This is a genomic window from Streptomyces sp. NPDC040589 (assembly GCF_055594445.1).
Window position 1 is genome coordinate 612,493 of the sequence record NZ_JBVIWP010000002.1, and the last position, 20,963, is coordinate 633,455.

At 70.0% G+C, this 20,963-nt stretch carries 19 protein-coding genes and 1 riboswitch; of the genes, 5 read left to right on the forward strand and 14 right to left on the reverse strand.

Translation table 11 applies throughout. The features are described 5' to 3' along the window. Positions 1-72: 72 nt before the first annotated feature. From ACZ58V_RS09775 to ACZ58V_RS09815, 9 genes are all read right to left on the reverse strand, one after another. Positions 73-1,395, reverse strand: coding sequence for a sulfate adenylyltransferase subunit 1 (locus tag ACZ58V_RS09775; protein WP_468184518.1), 1,323 nt, complete (start codon positions 1,393-1,395; stop codon positions 73-75). A 2-nt stretch (positions 1,396-1,397) separates the two neighbouring features. Then, positions 1,398-2,333 (reverse strand): sulfate adenylyltransferase subunit CysD, encoded by a 936-nt coding sequence (gene cysD, locus ACZ58V_RS09780; RefSeq protein WP_468184515.1) that lies wholly within the window; start codon positions 2,331-2,333, stop codon positions 1,398-1,400. After that, positions 2,330-2,878 (reverse strand): adenylyl-sulfate kinase, encoded by a 549-nt coding sequence (gene cysC / locus ACZ58V_RS09785; protein WP_468184513.1) that lies wholly within the window; start codon positions 2,876-2,878, stop codon positions 2,330-2,332. Before cysC ends, cysD begins: the two co-directional genes overlap by 4 nt. Next, positions 2,875-3,693, reverse strand: a complete 819-nt coding sequence (locus tag ACZ58V_RS09790) for a 3'(2'),5'-bisphosphate nucleotidase CysQ (RefSeq protein ID WP_471289342.1) — start codon at positions 3,691-3,693, stop codon at positions 2,875-2,877. Before ACZ58V_RS09790 ends, cysC begins: the two co-directional genes overlap by 4 nt. Continuing rightward, positions 3,680-4,486: an amino acid ABC transporter ATP-binding protein gene (locus tag ACZ58V_RS09795; protein ID WP_468184508.1), complete on the reverse strand. Its 807-nt coding sequence runs from the start codon at positions 4,484-4,486 to the stop codon at positions 3,680-3,682. The genes ACZ58V_RS09790 and ACZ58V_RS09795 overlap by 14 nt, the downstream gene beginning before the upstream one ends. A gap of 3 nt (positions 4,487-4,489) precedes the next feature. After that, the gene (locus tag ACZ58V_RS09800) at positions 4,490-5,344 is read right to left on the reverse strand and encodes an amino acid ABC transporter permease (protein ID WP_468184505.1); all 855 of its coding nucleotides are present in this window, start codon (positions 5,342-5,344) and stop codon (positions 4,490-4,492) included. 7 nt (positions 5,345-5,351) lie between these two features. Continuing rightward, complete coding sequence (locus tag ACZ58V_RS09805) at positions 5,352-6,194, reverse strand: ABC transporter substrate-binding protein (protein WP_471289347.1); 843 nt, start codon at positions 6,192-6,194, stop codon at positions 5,352-5,354. Further along, on the reverse strand, positions 6,191-7,507 hold the full coding sequence (locus tag ACZ58V_RS09810) for an ATP-grasp domain-containing protein (protein ID WP_471289349.1): 1,317 nt from the start codon (positions 7,505-7,507) through the stop codon (positions 6,191-6,193). The genes ACZ58V_RS09805 and ACZ58V_RS09810 overlap by 4 nt, the downstream gene beginning before the upstream one ends. 69 nt (positions 7,508-7,576) lie before the next feature. Continuing rightward, entirely contained in the window at positions 7,577-8,569 is a 993-nt protein-coding gene (locus tag ACZ58V_RS09815; protein ID WP_471289352.1) for a sulfotransferase family protein, read from the reverse strand. A gap of 528 nt (positions 8,570-9,097) precedes the next feature. Here ACZ58V_RS09815 and ACZ58V_RS09820 point away from each other — a divergent pair. Then, a complete protein-coding gene (locus ACZ58V_RS09820; RefSeq protein WP_471289354.1) occupies positions 9,098-9,880 on the forward strand; it encodes an MBL fold metallo-hydrolase in 783 nt (260 codons plus the stop codon). Positions 9,881-9,894: 14 nt separating this feature from the next. Next, on the forward strand, positions 9,895-11,007 hold the full coding sequence (locus ACZ58V_RS09825; RefSeq protein WP_468184493.1) for an ABC transporter substrate-binding protein: 1,113 nt from the start codon (positions 9,895-9,897) through the stop codon (positions 11,005-11,007). Positions 11,008-11,052: 45 nt separating this feature from the next. Here the strand turns inward: ACZ58V_RS09825 and ACZ58V_RS09830 are convergent, their stop codons facing one another. Further along, entirely contained in the window at positions 11,053-12,273 is a 1,221-nt protein-coding gene (locus tag ACZ58V_RS09830) for an MBL fold metallo-hydrolase (protein WP_468184491.1), read from the reverse strand. Between the two features lie 125 nt (positions 12,274-12,398). Between ACZ58V_RS09830 and ACZ58V_RS09835 the strand changes: the two genes are divergently transcribed. Together ACZ58V_RS09835 and ACZ58V_RS09840 are read left to right on the forward strand one after the other, a co-directional pair. Continuing rightward, positions 12,399-13,577, forward strand: a complete 1,179-nt coding sequence (locus ACZ58V_RS09835; RefSeq protein ID WP_468184488.1) for a glutamate dehydrogenase — start codon at positions 12,399-12,401, stop codon at positions 13,575-13,577. Positions 13,578-13,663: 86 nt separating this feature from the next. Next, on the forward strand, positions 13,664-14,266 hold the full coding sequence (locus ACZ58V_RS09840) for a TetR/AcrR family transcriptional regulator (RefSeq protein WP_468184486.1): 603 nt from the start codon (positions 13,664-13,666) through the stop codon (positions 14,264-14,266). Positions 14,267-14,664: 398 nt separating this feature from the next. On the opposite strand, the gene ACZ58V_RS09845 is transcribed toward ACZ58V_RS09840, so the two are convergent. The 4 genes from ACZ58V_RS09845 to ACZ58V_RS09860 all read right to left on the reverse strand — a co-directional run bounded on the left by ACZ58V_RS09845 (position 14,665) and on the right by ACZ58V_RS09860 (position 19,977). Further along, positions 14,665-15,450: an SGNH/GDSL hydrolase family protein gene (locus ACZ58V_RS09845; RefSeq protein ID WP_468186119.1), complete on the reverse strand. Its 786-nt coding sequence runs from the start codon at positions 15,448-15,450 to the stop codon at positions 14,665-14,667. A 145-nt stretch (positions 15,451-15,595) separates the two neighbouring features. Next, positions 15,596-16,312 carry a DUF6250 domain-containing protein gene (locus tag ACZ58V_RS09850; protein ID WP_471289357.1) on the reverse strand — a complete coding sequence of 239 codons (717 nt, stop codon included), beginning with the start codon at positions 16,310-16,312 and terminating at the stop codon, positions 15,596-15,598. Positions 16,313-16,485: 173 nt separating this feature from the next. Next, complete coding sequence (locus ACZ58V_RS09855) at positions 16,486-17,409, reverse strand: M23 family metallopeptidase (RefSeq protein WP_471289359.1); 924 nt, start codon at positions 17,407-17,409, stop codon at positions 16,486-16,488. Positions 17,410-17,413: 4 nt separating this feature from the next. Further along, positions 17,414-17,570, reverse strand: a riboswitch (cyclic di-AMP (ydaO/yuaA leader). Between the two features lie 331 nt (positions 17,571-17,901). Next, complete coding sequence (locus ACZ58V_RS09860) at positions 17,902-19,977, reverse strand: alpha-galactosidase (protein WP_468184478.1); 2,076 nt, start codon at positions 19,975-19,977, stop codon at positions 17,902-17,904. A gap of 179 nt (positions 19,978-20,156) precedes the next feature. Here ACZ58V_RS09860 and ACZ58V_RS09865 point away from each other — a divergent pair, with 179 nt between their 5' ends. Beyond that, positions 20,157-20,954, forward strand: a complete 798-nt coding sequence (locus tag ACZ58V_RS09865; protein ID WP_468184475.1) for a tyrosine-protein phosphatase — start codon at positions 20,157-20,159, stop codon at positions 20,952-20,954. The last annotated feature ends 9 nt before the right edge of the window (positions 20,955-20,963 follow it).

A 20,963-nucleotide genomic window follows, 5' to 3' on the forward strand; every position in this document is an offset into this window, starting at 1 on the left:
CAACCGGGGCCGGCGGCACACCGGCCACCGCGAGGGACTCGGCCGTGCGCGGGCTGTCGTACACCGGCCGGTTCACAGGCCTCCCCCGTAGCCGTCCGTGAAGGCGGCGCCCGCCATGCCCGCGGCCAGCGTGGCACCGTCGGCCGGGTCGATCAGCAGGAAGGATCCGGTGCGGCGCGAGTGCGCGTAGCCGTCCATGGCGAGCGGCTCGGAGGTGTGCAGCACGACCGTCGCGATGTCGTTGGCCGTCAGGGACTCCGGCCGGGGGCGGCGCGCCAGGCCGTGTGCCGTGTCGATCCGGTAGGGGAGGTCCTTGACGACCGCCCTGACCGTGCGCGTGGTGTGCTTGAGCAGTACGTGATCCCCCACGGCCAGGGGACGCTCATGCAGGTGGCACACCGTCGCCTCGATGCGCTGGGTGAGTTCGGGTGCGGCCCCGGTCGGCACGACCAGGTCACCGCGCGCGACGTCCAGGGCGTCGGCGAGCAGGACGGTCACGGACTCGGGAGCCGAGGCACGCGGGACGGGGACGCCCAGGGCGTCGATCCCCGCGATGGTCGTCACCTGGCCGGAGGGCAGCAGGGTGACGGACTCTCCGACGTGGAAGCTGCCGGCGGCGATCTGGCCCGCGTATCCGCGGTAGTCGGGGTGCTCGGCGGTCTGCGGCCGGATCACGTACTGCACCGGGAAGCGTGCCTGGTGCCCGGACAGGTCACGGCTCACCGGGACGGTTTCCAGGTGTTCGAGGACGGTGGGGCCGCCGTACCAGTCCATGGTCGCGGACGGCTCCACGACGTTGTCCCCCGCCAGCGCGGAGATCGGGATCGCGGTGATGTCGGGAACGCCCAGTTCGGTCGCGTACGCGGTCAGTTGCACCGCGATCCGCGCGAACACCGACTCCTCGTATCCGGCGAGGTCCATCTTGTTCACCGCGAGCACCACGTGCGGGACCCGCAGCAGAGCCGCGATGGCGACATGGCGGCGGGTCTGCTCCACCACCCCCTTGCGGGCGTCGACGAGGACGACGGCCAGGTCGGCGGTGGAGGTGCCGGTGACCATGTTCCTGGTGTACTGCTCGTGGCCCGGGGAGTCGGCCAGGATGAACCGGCGCCGCGGGGTGGCGAAGTAGCGGTACGCCACGTCGATGGTGATGCCCTGCTCGCGTTCGGCGCGCAGACCGTCGGTCAGCAGAGCGAGGTCCGGGGTGTCCCGGCCTCGGTTGCGGGAGGCCTGCTCAACGGCCTCCAACTGGTCGGCCAGCACACTCTTGGAGTCGTACAGAAGCCGTCCGACCAGCGTGGACTTGCCGTCGTCGACGGAGCCCGCGGTGGCGAAGCGCAGCAGGGTGGTGGTGCCCGCCGGCCCCTCGGCGGTCTGCTCGGTGGTCGTCCCCATGTCTAGAAGTACCCTTCGCGCTTGCGGTCTTCCATCGCCGCCTCGGAGAGCTTGTCGTCGGCGCGCGTGGCGCCCCGCTCGGTCAGCCGGGTGGCGACGATCTCCGTGATGACCTGCTCGACGGTCCTGGCCTCCGAGTCCACCGCTCCGGTGCAGGACATGTCCCCGACCGTCCGGTAGCGGACCAGTCGCTTCTCTCCCGTTTCCGAGGCGGTGGGCCCGCCCCACTCCCCCGCTGTCAGCCACATCGCGGAGCGCCGGAACACCTCCCGTTCGTGGGCGAAGTAGATCTCCGGCAGCTCGATCCGCTCGCGCTGGACGTACTGCCACACATCCAGCTCCGTCCAGTTGGACAACGGGAAGATCCGCACGTGCTCGCCCGGGGCGTGGCGGCCGTTGTAGAGCTGCCACAGCTCGGGACGCTGGCGGCGCGGATCCCACTGCGAGAACTCGTCCCTCAGGGAGAACACCCGTTCCTTGGCCCGTGCCTTCTCCTCGTCCCGGCGTGCGCCGCCGAAGACCGCGTCGAAGCGGTGCTGCCGGATGGCCTCGGTCAGCGGGAGGGTCTGGAGCGGGTTGCGGGTGCCGTCGGGGCGTTCGCGCAGGACTCCGCGGTCGATGTAGTCCTGCACGTCGGCCACGAGCAGCCGCAGCCCGTACCGGGCCACCGTGCGGTCCCGGTAGGCGACCACCTCCGGGAAGTTGTGCCCGGTGTCCACGTGCAGCAGCGGGAACGGGACCGGTGCCGGGGCGAAGGCCTTCAGCGCCAGGTGCAGCATGACGATGGAGTCCTTGCCGCCGGAGAACAGCAGCACGGGGTTCTCCAGCTCGCCCGCCACCTCACGGATGATGTGCACCGCCTCCGACTCCAGCGAGTCCAGATGGCTCCAGCCCCGCGACACCGGCGTGTGCGAGTGAGCTGCGGTCGCCCGCGTCACGACAACCCCCTCACGATCAGCAAAGCGTGGAGCGACACGGCGGACTCCTGCACCGTCTGGTTCTGCGTCTCGATGCGCAGGTCAGGGGACTCGGGCACCTCGTAGGGGTCGTCCACCCCTGTCAGGCCGGTCAGTTCGCCCGCGGCCTGCCGGGCGTACAGCCCTTTCACATCGCGTTCGGCACACACCTCCACGGGCGTGGCGACGTGCACCTCCAGAAAGGGGGTCCCGCTCTGTTCATGGCGCTTGCGCACCGCCTCGCGGCTGTCCCGGTACGGGGCGATCACCGGGACGAGTGCGATGATCCGGTTCCGGGCGAGGATCTCGGCGACCAGCCCGATGCGCTGTACGTTCGTGTAGCGGTCCTCGCGGCTGAAGCCGAGGCCGGCCGAGAGGAACGAGCGGATCACGTCACCGTCGAGCACCTCGACGCGATGTCCGTCGCCGCGTAGCCGTTCGGCGAGCGCGGTGGCGATGGTGGTCTTGCCGGAGCTCGGCAGTCCGGTCAGCCAGACGGTACAACCCTGGTGCAAGACAGCCGTCATACCCCCGCGCCCTCCTCGGCGACCGGCCAGTCGGGGCAGACCCGGGCGAACGCCGCCCGGAACCGCTCGTGCAGCTCCGGCGCGCAGACGGCCAGGTCGGGCAGCATCGGATCCGCCCGGTTGTAGCGCGGCACGCTGCCGTCGAGCCTGAGAACGGTGCAGCCGTAGTGGGCGGCGACCGCCGCGGGCGCCGCCGAGTCCCACTCGTACTGGCCGCCGGCGTGCACGTACAGATCCGCCTCGCCGAGCACGACGGAGGCCGTCTTGGCCCCGGCCGAGCCCTGGGGTACGAGGTCTGCGCCCAGTTCCTCGGCCAGACGTGTGACGAACTCGGGCGGCCGGGTGCGGCTGACCAGCATCCGGGGACGCCGCCGGACGGCCGCCCGGAGCGGCACCGGGTCGTCGGTGCACAGGACGGTGCCGCGTGCGGGCAGGGCGACGGCCCCCGCTCTCACCTCGCCTTCCTCCCACAGCGCCACGTGCACGGCCCAGTCCTCGCGCGGAGGCTCGGCGAACTCCCGGGTGCCGTCGAGCGGATCGATGATCCAGACCCGGCGCGCACGCAGACGGCCGCGGTCGTCGGCCGCCTCCTCCGACAGGACCGCGTCGTACGGCCGATGCCGCTTGAGCAGGTCGGCCAGGACGGACTGGGCACCACGGTCCCCGGCCGCCCTCAGCTCGCGCGGGTCGGTGTCCGGCGCCGCCACTGCCCTGATCTCCATGAGCCGGGCGCCCGCCTCCTCGGCGCAGGCACGCGCGAAGGCGTGGTCGTCCTGGTGCGCCTCACCCGTGTCGTGTGTGTCAGTGGTACTCATGTGTTCTCCCCGTGCTGGTCTTGCCCGGCCCCGGCCCCGCAGAGCCCTGCGGTCCGAGAACTCGTCGGAGGAAGGTGCGGGTGCGTTCGTGGCGGGGATCGTCGATGACCTGCGACGGCAGGCCCTCCTCGACGATCACTCCGTCGTCCATGAAGACGACGCGGTCGGCCACGTCCCGGGCGAAAGCCATCTCGTGCGTGACCACAAGCATCGTCATGCCGTCCAGCCCCAGGTCGCGCATGACGGTGAGTACCTCACCGACGAGCTCGGGGTCGAGGGCGGAGGTCGGCTCGTCGAAGAGCATCACGCTGGGGTTCATCGCCAGCGCGCGGGCGATGGCGACGCGTTGCTGCTGCCCGCCCGACAGCTGCGCGGGGTAGGCGTCGGCCTTGTCCGCGACGCCTACGCGGGCCAGGCAGTCACGCCCGACGCGCTCCGCCTCGGCCCGGTCCCTCTTCAGGACGCGCCGCTGGGCGATGGTCACGTTTCCCAGCACCGTCAGGTGCGGGAACAGATGGAACATCTGGAAGACCATTCCCATGCGCCGCCGGGCCGCGTCCAGGTCGGTGTCGGGGTGGTTCATACGGACACCGTCGACCCGGACGACGCCCGAGGTGGGCTCCTCGAGCATGTTCACGCAGCGCAGCAGCGTGGACTTGCCGGACCCGGAGGGGCCGATGACGCACACGACCTCGCCGGGCGCGATGCGCAGGTCGACTCCCTTGATGACGTCGAGCCCTCCGTACGACTTGTGCAGTCCGACCACTTCGACGGCTGGTTGAGCCGTGGCCATGCGTCAGCCCCTTTCGGCGCGGCGGCTCTCCAGCCGGCGCACCAGGATCCCGAGCGGGACGGTGATGAGGAGGTAGCCGAGGCCGGCCACCACGAGCGGGGTGGAATCGGCCTGGTCGGCCGCCACGTCGGAGCCGAACTTGGCGAGTTCGGTGGTGGCCGCCGTGACCCCCAGGACGAACGCCAGCGAAGAGTCCTTGAAGAGCAGGACGAGTTCGTTGGTCAGTGGCGGCACGACGATACGCAGGGCCTGCGGCATCACGATCGAGACCATGGCCCGGGTGTGCGACATGCCCAGGCAACGGGCGCTCTCCATCTGGCCCTTGGGCACGGCCTGGATTCCGGCCCGGAAGGTCTCGGCCATGTACGCCGCCGAGACCAGGCCCAGTGCCAGCGCCACCTGACCGTAGATGTCCCCGGGCAGCGTGAATCCTGGAAAGGCGACCGGGATCCCGAAGCCGATGATCAGGAAGATCACCAGCGCCGGCAGTCCCCGGAAGATCTCTATGTAGAGCAGCGCGGTCCAGCGGTGCAGCGGTACGGAGGACAGGCGCATCAGGGCCAGCACGAGCCCGAGCAGGAAGCCGAGGACGTAGCCGGAGAGTGTGTACAGAATGGTGTTGCGCAGCGCCACCGTGAGCAGGTCGGGGAAGGTCTCGCGGGCGACGCCCAGGTCGAGGAAGTGCTCCTGGACGGCGGCCCAGTCGACCTGCAGTGCCAGCGCGGCGACAACGATCACGAACACCGCGTACTGCACGGTCAGGCTGAGGCGTCTGCGGCGGCGCGGGCTGGAACCGGCTGTCGCGGAGGGTGAGGGAGCGGGGTCGAGGTTCAGGGGAGCTGCGGACGTCTTGGCCATGGCTCCCTCAGGAAGTCGCGCTCTGCTCGGGTGGGACGCCGAGCCACTTCTGGTGGAGCTGGGCGTAGCTGCCGTCCCGCTTCGCTTCAGCGATCACCTCGTTGAGCACCTTGAGCAGGTGCTCACTGCCCTTCTTCTTCACCACGAAGCCATAGTGCGCTCCGGTGCTGATGGGCTGTCCGGCCGTGAACTTCCCGGCCAGTTCCGGCTTCTTGAGCCAGCTGGTGACCACGGGGAGGTCCTGCACGATGACGTCGACGCTCCCCGAGCGCAGGGCGGTGAGCTGCTTGCCGGAGTCCTTGTACTCCTGAGGCTCGATGCCCTTGTCCACCGCGGCCTTCATGCTCGTGGTGCCGGTCAGCACGCCGACGCGCAGTTTGCCGGCTTTGGCCTCGTCGAGCGTGGCCACCGGCTTGCCCTCGGGACTCATCAGGCTGAGCGCCTCGTCGAAGTACGAGTCCGAGAAGGCGACGTTCCTTCTGCGCTCCTCCGTGATCGTGATGCCGGCCGCCGCGACGTCGCACCTGCCGGAGTTGAGCGCCGCGCCGCTCCGGATCGGGTCGAAGTCGATGTCGACGATCTCCTGCTTCACCCCGAGCCGCTCGGCCACCTTGTCCATCAGCGAGATGTCGAAGCCGACGACCTTGCCGTTCCGCGTGAAGGAGAAGGGCTCGTAGGGCACGTTGGTGCAGACCACGATCTTCCCGGCCTTGACCAGCGTGACATTCTTGACCAGCGGTGACGCGGCCTTCTCGGTGGCAGTGCCACCACAGGACGCGGTGAGGAGAGCCACCGACAGCATCGCGCCGCCGATGGCCCAGCGGCGTCTGTGGTGAGGCGACGCCGTCACGGAGTCTTCTGCCCTTGCGTCTCGCCGGCATCGACGACTTCCACGTCGAGCTTCTCCGCGAGGGCGCGGGCCACGTCGTGGACGACGGCCGGGTCCTGGCCGGGCTGCCAGGGATGCCACACGGACAGCAGACCGGTGAAGTCGAAGCCCTTCTCACCGGAGACGACGTCCGTACCGGGCTTGGCCACCGGGAAGTACGTGCGGAAGTACGGCGAGTGCATGGCCTCGCCCACGCTGTTGCGCACGACCCGCCCGTTGCGGTACACGACCTTGGCGCACACGGTCATCCGCGGCGGCTGCTTCTGGTTCTCCTGGGCGAGGATGTCCTCGACGCTCTCGCCACACGCCGCGCGCAGGAACATGCGCACGAAGTCGATGGCGTAGACGTCCTTGATGTGCCGGTAGACGTGGCCGCCGGAGACGCGGATCGAGAACTCGACGACCCGATAGCGCCCTTCGGCGTCCTGCCGCATCTCGGCGTTGAACAGGCCGTGCTTCACGCCGAGTGCACGGGTGATGCTCGCGGCGATGCCGGCGACCTCGTCCTCGTGCTCCGGGGTCTTGAACGGCAGCGTGTACAGGTCCTCTTCGAAGTGCGGGCCGGCCGAGTGCTTCTTGTTGTGGACGCCGCCGAGGACGAACTGCCCGTCGAGTACGACGCCGTCGAGGGTGATCTCCTCGCCCGGCAGGTACTCCTCGAGGACCGCCCAGGACTCCGGGGCGCCGGAGAAGTAGAAGTTGCGTCCGCTTTCGATGTAGCCCTGGATCACCTTGAGGGAGGCCCTCAACCGGTCCACGTCGCTGACGAGTTCGACGCAGTCGCTGGCGGCGGCCCGGGTCGGCTTCACCATGAGCGGCAGTCCTCGGGCGGTGGCGGCCTGGACGGCCGACTCGATGTCGGTGACCGGGTGGAACCAGACCGAGGGGATGTCGTGCTCGGCCAGGAACGTCCGCTGGCGCAGCTTGTCCCGGCAGATGCGGGCGGCCTCGGGGATCGCCCAGTCGAGGCCGAGCTCCGCGTTGGCGTCCTCGACGATCTCGATGTCCGGCTCGATGAAGGTGACGACAGCGGAGGCGCCGCGTTCCCGGGCGGTCTCGACGGCGGCCTTCACGAAGTCACGCTGGTCGGAGTCGTGCGGGAGCCGGCGTACGGAGGCGAAACGGGGGTCGTTCGCCCAGGGCTCCGTGTCAACGGTGAGGAGGTGGGTCCGTATGTCCAGGTCGAGCAGGGTCTGAACGTGGTCCGGAGACGTGCTCAGCCCGCGTCTCATCACGAGGACGAGGGTGCGTGTCCGGTCGGTGGCCTTTGTCATGCGGCTTCGGAGCTCCTTGGTTCGGCGTACGAGGGAACAGAGTCCGCGGGCGACGGCCCAGGGCGGGGTTCAGGCCGGGTAGCCGTACAGCTCCAGGGCCTTGGCCAGGCGCTCGTGCGCGAGCTGTTCGACCCGTGGGGTGAACGCCTCCCGCCAGCTGCCGATCTGGCCCTTGAAGAAGGAGAAGGAGTCCCTGCGGAAGATCCCGTCGGCGGTCTTCTCGGGGTCCGCGTCGGCACCGACGAACTCGATCACACGCCGTACCACGTCGAGCTGGGCCTCGGCAGAGCCACCGCCCTGCTGCCCCACCATTTCCTCGAACGATATGTTGCAGACCTTGGGGTGGTTCAGGAGCCAGAGCATCCGCTCATGGTCACCGCTGGCCGGGAAGGCCGGATCCGACAGCGCGTAGAGAAGGCGCTCCTCCAAGGATCCCTTGGCGGCCAGAATGTTGTTGAAGACCTGGAACTCGCTGAAGTTACCGAATCCCTGAGCGGTCCTCCCGAGCAGAAAGTTCACCATCGAGAGAACCATGTCCCGGGGATCGCGGTACATGAAGAGGATTCGCGGCTCACCGGTCCGGGACCATTCCTCGATGAATTTCCCGTCGACCTTCTTGATGTCGAGTTCCGGAACGATCCAGCAGGTGTTCTCCGGCGTCCAGGAGAAAGGTGTGTCGGAGGTGCGCCGCAGGGCGTTGTCGACGGCTTCGGTATGAGTGAGCTGAGCGCCGTAGCGGTTGACCAGAGGCATTCCGAGCCGCTGTTGCCAGGCCCAGCCGAGCGCCTCCCAGGCCTGGTCCGCGCCCGCCCGGTAGGCCTCTTCCCCCTGCCCCTTGAGGGCGTCGGCCGCCTGGTCGCCGTGCACCATGCGCACGACTCGATCGCGCGTCTCATCACCCAGAACCGGCCGGATTTCCTGTGGAATCCTGGACTGGCCGTAGATCTTGTACCCCAGAGCCAGCATCAGTTCCTGCACGAGATGGGTGCCGGATTTCATCAGCGAGACAACAACGACTCTTTCCGCCCGAATACCGCTGACATCCGGAACCTGTTGCTGCACAGTCATCCCCTCACTTGCCCGCCGATGACTTTTGGTATTCAACGGACAACTCTGACTCTAATGTTGATTAAATCGTTGCAAGCCCTTGACATCAATGTCAACCAAAGAAACTTCTGCCCCATCCGTCCAGAGCGCCTTTCAGCCAAGAATGTTTCACCTTCGGCACCCTCCCCACCTTCGCGGCACTGATAAGCGCCCCTTATGGCCAAAAGGGGCGAACAGAACAATCACCTCACCCTGTGGCACCAGGTCACCCCCGTGGACTCACACCGCTCATAACGTTTACTTTCGCTTAGCCGCCGCAAAGAAAGGGAAGGGGGCATTCCGGGCGGCGGGGAACAGTGCACATTGCTGCTTGCGTCGGCCATCCGATTGTCCGAGAAGCCTCCGTGAACGCACATCGACCGGCCGATTCGCTCAGAATCCCCGACTCGCCCTTGACCGCACCGAGTTCAGCACTCACGGATGGGGCGTAAGATCGGAATTCCCGTCAACTCGCCAGGCCGTACGTCTGAACAGGAACACCGCATGATGCACCTCACCGTCCTGGGCGGCTGCGGAGCATGGCCGGTCAAGGACCAGCCGTGCAGCGGATATCTGATGGAGAGCGAGGGTTTCCGCCTGTTCGTCGACCCCGGTTACGCGACGTTTCCCGCGCTCCAGGAGCATGTGACGGCCGAGCAGGTCGACGCCGTCCTGGTCACGCACGGGCACCCGGACCACTGCGCCGACCTCAACCCCCTGCTGCGTGCCCGCGCCCTCACCGAGGAGCCGGCGGCTGCCCTGCCCGTGTACACGCTGCCCTCAGCGCTGGACGCCGTGCTCTCCCTGGACCGTCCCGGGATGCTGAGGGGCTCCTTCGAACTGCGCGAGTTCCAGGGCGGCGACAGCTTCGAGGTCGGCCCCTTCCGTATCGACACGCGCCTGCTGCCGCACTTCGTCCCGAACGCGGGCGTACGCCTGACCGCGGGTGGCATGTCCCTGGCCTACACCGGGGACACCGGGCCCAGTCCCGAGGTGACCGCCTTGGCGCGGGACGCCGACGTGCTGCTGTCCGAAGCCACGTATGTCGATCAAGTCCCGCGTACTGACGAGGAGTTCCTCTTGAGCGCACGTCTGGCGGGTGAGTACGCTGAGGCGGCCGGGGCGGCACGGCTACTGCTCACGCATCTGTGGCCGGGTACCGGTCAGGCACCAGCCGTGAGCGCGGCCGCCCGCGCCTTCACCGGGCCGATCGACGTGGCGCGCCCCGGTCTCGTGGCCCATGTCCCCGCGGCCGCCTCGCCTCCTTCCGCCGGTTTCCACACCTGACCTCGAGGACCCGCATGCGCCTTGCCCCGTTACCGTCAGTGCCCCTGACCCGGCTGGTCGCGGCAGTGGTGGCGCTCACCATCGCACTGAGCCTGCTGGCGGGATGCGGATACGGAAAGAACCGGCCGACCGCGGCGGACGCGGCGGGGTCACCCGCCCGGGGCCCCAAGCTCTCCGTCGACACCGTGCGCATCGGCTACCTGCCCAATCTCACCCATGCCACCGCGCTCGTGGGCCTCGAGCGGGGCTTTTTCGCCCGGGAGCTGAAGGGCACCGCGCTCGCTCCCCGCAGCTTCAACGCCGGCCCGGCCGTGATCGAGGCCCTCAACGCCGGTTCCGTGGACATCGCGTGGACCGGACCGTCGCCCGCGATCAACGGATATCTGCGGTCGGGCGGGGACGCGCTGCGGATCGTGGCGGGCGCGGCCTCCGGCGGTGTGCGGCTCGTGGTGAACCCCGACCGCATTCGCTCCCTGAACGAGGTGAAGGGCAAACGGATCGCCACGCCGCAACTGGGCAACACCCAGGACGTGGCTTTCCTGCACTGGGCGGCGAGCCGTGGGTGGAAAATCGACCCGACGACCGGCAGGGGCGACGTCTCCCTCGTCCGCACCGACAACCGGGTGACGGTGAACGCCTTCCGCTCCGGCTCGCTGGACGGCGCCTGGGTTCCCGAGCCGACTGCCTCGATCCTGGTCGCGGAGGGCGCACGCGTGCTGCTGGACGAGGCGGACCTGTGGCCCGATCGCCGGTTCGTCACGACGAACGTCATCGTCTCGCCCAGGTTCCTGGCGAAACACCGGGACGTGGTCGACGCTGTCGTACGGGCTTCCGTCGCCGCCAACGCCTGGATCGCCGACCACCCCGAGGAAGCCAGGACCACGGCCGGCGCCCACCTCAAGCGCTTGACGGGGCAGGCACTTCCCGCCGCCGTGCTCGACGCCGCCTGGCAGGGCATCACGTTCACGAACGACCCGCTGGCCCCGACCCTGCGCGCCCAGGCCCGGCACGCCGTCCGGTTGCACCTGCTCGAATCGGCTGACCTGACGGGGATCTACGATCTTGGCCCGCTCAAGAGGGCCTTGCGGTCCGCGGGGCTCTTGCCGGTCCCGGATGATGCGCCGTGACCCCGGCGGCGGACCTCCCCACTCCTGAGGCGCCGCGCCGCCGGATCACTTCTCACCCGCGAGGTCGAGACCGTCCGGAGCCGTCGGCACGGGCGTCACTCCGGGCGGAGTGACCGGCGCGGTGGCCCCCCTCGTGGTGTCGCGCCACGGACGGGCGATGGGTGCGGACACCGCCTGCCACCAAGGCTGCCCGGGAAGCTTCCCAGCCGGTTCGAAGGGCTCGCCCGGCCGGGGGAACGCCACGTCCTGTCCCGCCTCCCCGGCCAGGTCCTTCGTCCACTCCCCCGGCTCCGCCCAGGCATGGGTGGCGAGGTTGAACGTGCCCCAGTGGATCGGCAGCAGCACGCCGTGCGGCTTGCCTCCCTGCAGGTCGAAGTGAGCCTGGAGCCCCTCCGGGGGCGTCATGTGGATGTCGGGCCAGAAGTCGGAGTAGGCGCCGAGCTGGATCATCGTGGCGTCGAACGGCCCGTGCTCGGCGCCGATCTCCTTGAAGCCCTCGAAGTAGCCGGTGTCGCCACTGTGGTAGATCCGGTGCTCCTCCCCGGCGACGACCCAGGAGGCCCACAGGGTGTGCTGGGTGTTGCGCAGGCCCCGGCCGCAGAAGTGCCGGGCCGGGGTGGCGGTCAGGGCGAGGCCGCCGATCTTGGTGGTCTCGTGCCAGTCCAGTTCGCGCAGCCGGTCGGCGGACACGCCCCAGTGCTCCAGGTGCGCGCCGACGCCGAGCGGCACGGCGAACAGGGTGTCCGTGCCGGCCAGGGCCTTGATGGTGGGCATGTCCAGGTGGTCGTAGTGGTCGTGCGAGATGACCACCACGTCGACCGGGCCGAGCCCGGCCAGCGGCAGGGGCACCGGGTGCAGCCGCTTGGGCCCGGCGAAGGGGAACGGGGAGCAGCGCTCGCCCCACACCGGGTCGAACAGGACCCGCCGGCCGTCGATCTCCGCGAGCACGCTGGAGTGCCCCATCCAGGTCAGCCGCAGCCCGGTGGCCGGGGGCCGGGCGATGTCGGCGAGGGTGGTGGAGTGCACCGGCACCGTGCCTTTGGGGCTGCGGCGGGGCCGGGTCTCCTTGTCGAAGAAGACCTTCGCGAAGTCCAGGGTGGAGCCCGAGGGCCGGGTCCGCGCGGGGCCGCCGGGGTTCTGGAAGACCCCGTCCTCGAAATGGGGTGATCTGCGGATGCGCGCCATGCGCTCACCGCGCGGATCCGCGCCGAACGCCCCGGGCCGCAGCGCACGGAGCCCGGTGCTCAGGGAACGGAAACCGGCCACGGTACCTCCAGGTGGAGTCGGTCAGGCTTTCCATTATGGTCGGCCCCTCCGACAACACCGGGGCACAGGGGTCCCTCCGAGGGTGATACTGACCGAGGATTCAGTAACCCGGCGAAGGAGCCCGCATGGTCAGCCCCCTGCTGTCCCTCACCTGGACCGACCACCTCACCGGTCACCAGGGCTTTCTGGTCGTCGACCGGCTGGTGCGCGGTGTCGCCAGCGGCGGTCTGCGGATGCGCGCGGGCTGCACCATGGAGGAGGTCACCGGCCTGGCCCGCGGGATGACCATGAAGGAGGCCCTGCACTACGACCCCGAGAGCCGCTACGTCCCGCTCGGCGGCGCGAAGGGCGGCATCGACTGCGACCCCCGGGACCCGGAGGCGTACGCCCTGCTCGTGCGCTATCTGCGCGCGATGCGGCCGTACATCGAGAGCTGCTGGACGACGGGCGAGGACCTCGGGCTCACCCAGGACCTGGTGGACCGGGCCGCCGCCGAGGCGGGGCTGGTCTCCTCCATACAGGCCGTGTATCCGCTGCTGGACGACGAGGCCGAGGCGCGGCGGCGGCTCGGGGACGCGTTCGCCATCGAGGTGGACGGCCTCGGTCTCGACGAGCTGGTCGGCGGCTGCGGTGTGGCCGAGGCGGCCCTCACGGCCCTGGACCAGGCCGGCGTGCCGTACGCGGGGACGCGGGTCGCCCTCCAGGGGCTGGGCACCATGGGCGGGGCGACCGCCCGCTTCCTCACGCGCGCGGGGCTCACGGTCGTGGCCGTCGCCGATCTCAAGGGCACGATCGCCAACCCGGCGGGCCTGGACGTCGAGGCGCTGCTCGCCGCGCGGGACGCCCACGGCACCGTGGACCGCTCCGCGCTGCGGCCCGGCGACCGCGACCTGCCCGGCGACGCGTGGCTGTCGGCCGACACGGACGTCCTGGTCCCCGCGGCCGTCTCGTACGCGATCGACTCCGGGAACCAGGAGCGGATCACCGCCCGCTGGGTCGTCGAGGCGGCCAACATGCCCGTACGACCGGAGGCGGAACTGCTGCTGGCCGCGCGCGGGGTGACCGTGCTGCCGGACGTGGTGGTCAACTCCGGGACGAACGCCTGGTGGTGGTGGACGCTCTTCGGGGACATCGGCGCCGACGCGGAGGAGGCGTTCGCCCACACCCGCGGCTCGATGCGGGCCCTGGTCGAGCGGATGCTGGCCCGGGCACAGGCCGACGGGACGACGCCGCGAGCCGCCGCGCACGCGATCGCGGCGGACCGGCTGCCGGTGATCGCGGAGCGCTTCGGCTGGTACCGGTGACGGACGGCGAACCGGCCGCGCGACCCCTGCCGGACCGGCCGAATCCACACGTCAAGAGGGTGCACGCGCGTGTGTAGGGTGACGGCGTGACGAGAGTCCGGTTGAGCGTGGCGGAACGGCGCGGTGATCTGCTGCGGGCCGCCGTCGAGCAGATCGAGGCCCGGGGTGTGACGGCGGTCCGAATCTCCGACATCGCCTCGGTGCTCGGTGTGAGCAACGCGCTGGTCCTCTATCACTTCTCGACGAAGGAACAGTTGGTGGCCGCCGCGTTCCGGCACGCGGCGGAGGGGGACCTCGCGCATCTGCGCAAGCTGCTGGGCCGCCGTACGTCGGCGCTGCGCCGGCTGCGGTCGGCCGTACGGTGGTACGCCCCGACGGGCCAGGCCAAGGGCTGGCGGCTGTGGATCGAGGGCTGGGCGGCGGCACCGCGCGAGCCCGCGCTGCGGGAGGTCGCCCAGGAGCTCGACCGGCAGTGGAAGGCGGCCATCGCCGAGGTCATCGCGGAGGGCGTGGCGGCCGGCGAGTTCCACTGCCCCGACCCGCACGGCACGGCCCTGCGCCTCACCGCCCTGCTCGACGGGCTCGCCGTCCAGCTGACGTCCTACGAGGGCGCGGTGCCGCGGGCGCGGGCACAGGAGTGGGTGGAGGAGGCCCTGTCCCGCGAACTGGGTCTGCATCAGCGGCCTTGACCCGGCCGTGAGCCACCCGGCGTTGGTGCTGGGGCCGGAGCGGGTCCGCAACCCGGCGGAACAGGGGTGCCTCCCCCACTACCGGCTCCGCTCGAGCGGGGAGACCCCCACCGCCCACCCGTGCCGCCCTCGGGGTACCTCCCAGGCCCTTGAGGCACTGGGGGAGGCACGATTGCCCGCAGCTATGGCGGATGGCGCAGGCCACGACGCGCCCGCACCCGCCGGCTCACGGAAGGGGACGCGTCGGGGGGTGTCCGCCCGCAGCGGTTGGCGCGTCAACGAACAGCTAATTGGTCCCCGACCCCATCGCGCCGTTCCGAGGACGGACACCCCCCGACGCGGCCCCGACCCACCACCCGGCGATAGGAGCTACGCGCACCCCCACCGAAGCCCCACCCTCACGCCACCGACCCGATCCGCATCCTGATGTCCTCCGGCGACAGCGCCCCCTTGGCCGTCACATGGTCTCCCGAGGACTCCCCGCGCAACCGGCGCCCGATCCACGGCACCAGGAACTCCCGCGCCCAGTGGACATTGTCCCGCCGGACGTCGAGGGTGCCGCGAGGCGGCTGCGGAGGCCACTCCTGCTCGGGGTCGGCCGGCACCTCGAGGCCGAGCACCTGCCCCGCGCGGAGCGCCACGCGGGTGTGCCCGTCGGGCGACAGGTGCAGCCGGTCGGCGTCCCAGGCCCGGCGGTCCTGGACACTGCGCAGGGACCACAGGTCGAGCACCGGGCAGCCGTACCGGTCGGCGATGGCCCTCACATGCCCGTTGTACGTGGCGATCTTGCCGCGCAGATGCTTGAGCACGGGCACGCCACGGGTGTCGAACCCGGTCGTCACCATCACCGTGCCGGCCACCGCGGTCAGCTGGGCGATGGCCCGCTCGAACCGCTCGGCCACCTCGTCCGGGTCGGTGCCGGGCCGGATGATGTCGTTGCCCCCGGCGCAGAAGGAGACGAGGTCCGGGGCCATCTCGACGGCCCTCGGAAGCTGGTTCGCCACGATCTGGTCGAGGAGCTTTCCGCGTACGGCGAGGTTGGTGTACCGGAAGTCGCCTTCGGGCCTGCGGTCGGCGAGCAGCACGGCGAACCGGTCGGCCCAGCCGACGAACGCCCCGTCGGGGCCGGGATCACCGACGCCCTCGGTGAAGCTGTCCCCCACCGCCACGTACGACCCGATCACTGCTCTGCTGTCACTCTTCCAATCGTCTGCCACAGCAGCTCATAATTCACCCTCGAATGTGACCTACGCGACCGTAGGAAGGGGTTGACGGGCGGTGAGATAAGCCACTCCTAAAGTGTTCGCCAACTCCGGAATAGCCCGTCCCTCAGGGATGTTGCGGGGTGAGTCGCCAGACCCGGAAGCCCGTGATCCGGAAGTGGCTCCACACGGTCCGGAAGGCGAAGTGCCCGCTCGTGTACGGCTGCGGGTCGGTGTGGTCGAAGACGAGCCGCCCGTTGTTCCACCAGCGCACCGTCGACCCGTCGGAGACGATCCGGACCCGGTTCGGCTCGCCCGGGACCAGCAGCGGCTGGGTGTAGTCGTAGACCAGGGGACGCACACCGGCCTGGCCGACGTAACGCCGCATCCTGGTCGTGGTGTTGTAGTTGGCGCCGTATCCGGCGTAGTACGTCGTCAGGTGGTCGCATTCCTCCAGCGCCCCGCCACGCGGCGTCGCGAAGAGGTCGTCCGGGGAGCGGACGTCGGTCGCGTTCCAGAAGTTGTTGAGGTCCGAGACCCGGTCGTTGGCCCCGCCCTCGGAGACGGGCGTGGCGGTGTATTCGAGGACGTACGGCCCTTCGAGGCGCCGCCGGAACCAGACGGTCGCTCCGCTCGGTACGTCGATGTCCAGGACGCCGCGGGAGGCGGTGACGGTGCCGCCGTCCTGGAGTTCGGTCGCCCACTGGGCGAGGCCGTGACAGAAGTCGTCGTGGGCGATCAGGCGGCGGTGACGGGGCGCGGCGTTCGCGGTCGCCGTCGGGGCGAGGGCGGCCAGGGCGGCTCCGGCAGCCAGGGCTCCGAACGTTCTCCGGGTGGTCGGCACGGGACACAGCTCCTTCGGAAAGCGCTTGCACTCACGACGGGATCACTGTGTCCCAACTGCCGCGTCCTGTCGATCCCTTGAGACGATCGGCGGCCGCGGACACACCGAAGGCCGGACCCGGGGATCGGGGTCCGGCCTTCGGCCGCGTGTCAGGCAGGTGGTCGTGCGATCGGTCAGCCCACGGAGACGCCGTGCGAGCGCAGGTAGGCGACCGGGTCCACGTCCGAGCCGTAGTCCGGCGTGGTGCGGATCTCGAAGTGCAGGTGCGGTCCGGTCACGTTGCCGGTCGCACCGGACAGACCGATCTGCTGCCCCGCCGTCACGGTCTGGCTGGCCGAGACGGAGAGCTGGGACAGGTGGGCGTACTGCGCGTACTTGCCGTCCTCGAGCTGGATGACGACCTGGTTGCCGTACGCGCCGCCCCAGCCGGCGGAGACGACCGTGCCCGCGCCGACGGCCTTGAGCGAGGTGCCGGTCGGGACGACGAAGTCGACACCGGTGTGGTAACCGCTGGACCACATGCTGCCGGACATGTGGTACGGAGTGCCGACGGCGGCGCCGTCCACCGGGAGGCTGAAGCCGGAGGCCTCGGCGGCCGGCTTGGCGGCGGCCGCCTTCGCGGCGGTGTCGGCCTTCGAGGACGACTCGGAGGCGGACGACTTCTCAGCCGACGCCTTCGGCTTCTCGGCCGCCTTGGGCGCGGACGACTGCGTCTTGGGCGCGCTCGCCGCCTTCTTGCCGACCGAGAGCTTCAGGCCCGGGTGGATCAGCGACGGGTCGGAGCCGACGGCGTCACGGTTGTCGGCGTAGAGCTTCTTCCAGCCGCCGCTGACGTTCTGGTCGTCGGCGATCTTCGCGAGATAGTCGCCGGCCTTCACGGTGTACGTGTGGGCGCCCGTGGCCTTTTCGGCGGCCTTCTTCTCGGCGGCCGGAGCGGACTGGACGGCCTTTTCCGGAGCCGACTGCGGGGTGGCGGCATGGGCGCCGGCTGCGCCCATGAGCGGAAGGGCGAGGGCGGCCCCGCCGGTTCCGGCGACGGCGATGGAGCGGGTGAAACGCTGGGACTTCGGGCGACGGTGCTTACCCTTCGCGGGCATGGCGGATTCCTCTCCGGCGCCTGCGAGGTGAGCTGTCGGGTGCGGGCTGGAGATGCCCGGCCGCGCCGAAGTGCGGCTGAACCCCAAGCCGTTCCGGGAACCGGAACAGGCGTCTTACCTGTGGGTCCCCCGCTCCTGCCATACACGGGTGAGTGTGTGCGGGCTCCGGGCGGCGGCAGGATTAGGCGTCCGTCCGGATTGGTGTGGAACGTAAGCGACCGAGACGCAATGGGACAAGCTTGCGGTTGCCTGTGAGGGCGTTTTTCTTGACGCATCAGCACATTTCCCGTCACCGAGCGTGGATTTCCGATCTCTGTTTTTCCTCAATGCCCCTGAATAGCGCAAGAATTACGTGAACATGACGACAACACATCGTCACGAATATGACGATGGTCACGCACCCCGACCTCATCTCCTTTACGATCGGGGCACGTTATACCGAAACACCTGAAGTACCTTATTCGACTCATTCGCCCTATTCGGACAGAACGGCTACTTGCGCTTAAGGCGGACGACCGCGGCATCCAGGTCCCCACGCAGGCCGACCCGCAGCCCGTGATGCGTCAGTACGGCCCCTCGGTGAACTTCGCCCGTTTCGAGGCATTCGTACGCTGCTGCCGGGTCGAGGCCCCGCAGCCGGAGCGCCGGAACGGGCTCGCCGTAGCGCTGCGCCTGGAGCCAGGCCAGGACGACGGTCTCGTCGCCGAGGACGTACTGCACCGCGCTCAGGCCGCCCTCCGGGGGCCGCAGCCGGTACAGGTCGCCGCGTTGCACCACGGGCCGGATCTCCTTGTAGAGCCCCACCCACTCCCGTGCCTCGGCGAGCTCCTCCGCCGTCCACCGCGTGAGGTCGCCGCCCACTCCGAGCACCCCGGCCATGGCACTGACGAACCGGAACCGCAGGGAGCTGGCCCGCTGGTTGAGCATGGCGTTCGGGCTGTCGGTGACCCAGGCGGCCATGACCCGGGCCGGATGGATCTGGCTGAAGCCGTGCTGGATGGCGAGCCGGTCGAGCGGGTCGGTGTTGTCGGAGGTCCACACCTGGTCCGTGCGGCCCAGCACCCCGAGGTCGATCCGGCCGCCACCGCCCGAGCAGGACTCGAAGGCCACCCCGGGGTGGGCCGCCCGCAGCCGGTCCAGCAGGGCGTACAGGGCGCGGACGTGGTCGACCCAGAGCCGCTGCGGGTAGGGGTCGTCCGGCCAGCCGGCGTCGGTGAAGCAGCGGTTGAAGTCCCACTTGACGTAGTCGATCGGCGCGCTGGAGAGCAGCCCGTCGAGCTGCTCCCACAGATACTCCTGGACGTCCTCGCGGGCGAGGTTCAGCACGAGCTGATTGCGGAATTCCGTCCGCTTTCGTCCCGGTTGGTACTGCACCCAGTCGGGGTGCGCGCGGTAGAGGTCGCTGTCCGCGTTGACCATCTCCGGCTCGACCCAGATCCCGAACCGCATGCCGAGGCCGTGCACATGGTCGGCGAGCGGCTTCAGCCCGCCCGGGAAGCGGTCGGGGTTGGGCGTCCAGTCACCGAGCCCGGCCCGGTCGCTGGTCCGGGACCCGAACCAGCCGTCGTCGACCACGAACAGCTCCACGCCCATGCCGGCGGCCCGCTCGGCGAGCGCCCGCTGCTGCTCCTCGGAGATGTCGAACTCGGTGGCCTCCCAGGAGTTGAACAGCACCGGGCGGTCCCGGTCCGCGTCCGGGACGACGTGGGTCCGCTGGTAGGCGTGCCAGGCGCGGCTCGCCCCGCCGAAGCCGCCGTCGCTCCAGAGCCCGGCGAAGACGGGGGTCGTGTACGACTCGCCCGTGGCCAGCATCAGCAGGCCCGAGTCGTCGTACCCGGCCCCGCCGGTGATCTGCACACGCGCGTCCGGGAGTTGGGCCACCGACACCCGCCAGGACCCGGACCAGCCCAGGGCGCAGCCGTAGACCTCCCCGCGCTCCTCGGTCGCGTCGGTGTCCAGCGCGACCCACGGCAGATGCTGGTGGGAGGTGTGGCCGCGACGGCTGCCGATGATCTTCTCGCCGTAGGTGAGGGCGGAGCGCGTCAGCCGGGACTCGGCGCCCCAGCGGCCGTGCAGCTGGGACAGCCGCCAGGTGTCGCGGTCGGGCAGGGTCCAGGTGGCGGAGTCGGCGCGCAGCACCTCGACGGCCGGTCCGTGGTTCTCCAGGGTCACCCAGCGCTCGACGACATCGGCCGAGGAGCGCATCCGGTAGTGCAGCGTGACGGCCAGATCGCCGTCGCGGAAGCGGAGCCGCAGCTCACCGTCATCGGTGTCATGGCCCTCGTAGGTCCACTCGGTGCCGCGCCGCTCGGCGGTGCGCACGGACAGGGCGGGGCGGGCGAAGCGGGGGCCGCCCTCGACCGGGTACTCCTCGCGTCCGTCGAGCGGGGACTCGAAGGCCCAGTAGTCCGGCAGCGGCCGGACGGCCAGGGCCTCGGCGTCGGCGAGGCCGATCCGGGCGCCCCAGTGCAGGTGCAGCAGTTCGTCCCGGTCGGTGACATGGACGGCGTAACTGCTGGCCGGCCCCGAGAGCACCCATGTACGACCGTCTTCGGAGATCTCCAGCATCAAGCCCTCACAGATTCGAACAAGCCCGACCAGGTGCGACCAGGCACGAACATCATCAAGGGCTTCGGGGGCTCCCGGCAACGCCTGTGGACAACTCATTGCCCCTGGCAGGCATGTCGTATCGTCGAGTGGTGCCCGTCGACGAGCCGCGCCGACGGCACCGAGTGGGAGGAGCCCCCGTGACGCAGCAGGTCCCCTCGACCGAACCCGAGCTGGCCGCAGTGCGCAATTTCCGTGATGTGGGCGGACTGCCGACCGTGGACGGACGGCGGGTGCGGCAGGGAGTACTGTTCCGCAGCGGCCACCTCGCGCACGCGACCGCTGAGGACGCCGCCTTCCTGACCGGCCTGGGCCTGCACACGATCTTCGACTTCCGCAACGAGGCCGACCAGAAGCTCGAGGGGCCGGACGTCGAGCTGCCGGGCGTGCTCAATGTGAACCTGCCGCTGAGCGACCCCGCCGACGGCGCCGAGTTCTGGAAGCTGGTCCGGGACGGCGACCTGGAGCAGTTGCGGGCGATCCTCTCGGACGGCAAGGGAGCGGGCCGGATGATCGCCTCTTACCGCACGATCATCAAGCACCGCACCGCCGAGCACTCGAAGGTGCTGCACGCGCTCGCCGAGGACAGCGTCCCCGCGCTGATGCACTGCGCGGCGGGCAAGGACCGCGCGGGCCTGTCGGTCGCGGTGACGCTGCTCGCGGTGGGCGTCGAGCGCGAGGCGATCGTCGAGGACTACCTGAAGTCGAACGCCAAGCACCGCCGCTACAAGGTGCGGCGCAGCGGCTCCGCCGACTCGGCCTACTCCCCCGAGGTCATGGAGCTGCTCAGCCCCCTGTTCGACGCGCGCGCCGAGTACCTGACGGCCGCCTTCGACACCATCGAGGAGACCTGGGGCGGCGTCGACACCTACCTGGAGGAGGGACTCGACCTCGCTCCGGAGACCCGCGAGCGCCTGCGCGACCGGCTCCTCGGCTGAGGAACGGGA

Excerpts from the sequence above, each read along its gene's own strand:
- ACZ58V_RS09775 (WP_468184518.1), bottom strand. The coding sequence starts at position 1,395 with ATGGGGACGACCACCGAGCAGACCGCCGAGGGGCCGGCGGGCACCACC.
- ACZ58V_RS09825 (WP_468184493.1), top strand. The coding sequence starts at position 9,895 with ATGCGCCTTGCCCCGTTACCGTCAGTGCCCCTGACCCGGCTGGTCGCG.
- ACZ58V_RS09790 (WP_471289342.1), bottom strand. The coding sequence starts at position 3,693 with ATGAGTACCACTGACACACACGACACGGGTGAGGCGCACCAGGACGAC.
- ACZ58V_RS09860 (WP_468184478.1), bottom strand. The coding sequence starts at position 19,977 with ATGCTGGAGATCTCCGAAGACGGTCGTACATGGGTGCTCTCGGGGCCG.
- ACZ58V_RS09835 (WP_468184488.1), top strand. The coding sequence starts at position 12,399 with ATGGTCAGCCCCCTGCTGTCCCTCACCTGGACCGACCACCTCACCGGT.
- ACZ58V_RS09810 (WP_471289349.1), bottom strand. The coding sequence starts at position 7,507 with ATGACAAAGGCCACCGACCGGACACGCACCCTCGTCCTCGTGATGAGA.
- ACZ58V_RS09795 (WP_468184508.1), bottom strand. The coding sequence starts at position 4,486 with ATGGCCACGGCTCAACCAGCCGTCGAAGTGGTCGGACTGCACAAGTCG.
- ACZ58V_RS09800 (WP_468184505.1), bottom strand. The coding sequence starts at position 5,344 with ATGGCCAAGACGTCCGCAGCTCCCCTGAACCTCGACCCCGCTCCCTCA.
- cysC (WP_468184513.1), bottom strand. The coding sequence starts at position 2,878 with ATGACGGCTGTCTTGCACCAGGGTTGTACCGTCTGGCTGACCGGACTG.
- ACZ58V_RS09855 (WP_471289359.1), bottom strand. The coding sequence starts at position 17,409 with ATGCCCGCGAAGGGTAAGCACCGTCGCCCGAAGTCCCAGCGTTTCACC.
- ACZ58V_RS09820 (WP_471289354.1), top strand. The coding sequence starts at position 9,098 with ATGATGCACCTCACCGTCCTGGGCGGCTGCGGAGCATGGCCGGTCAAG.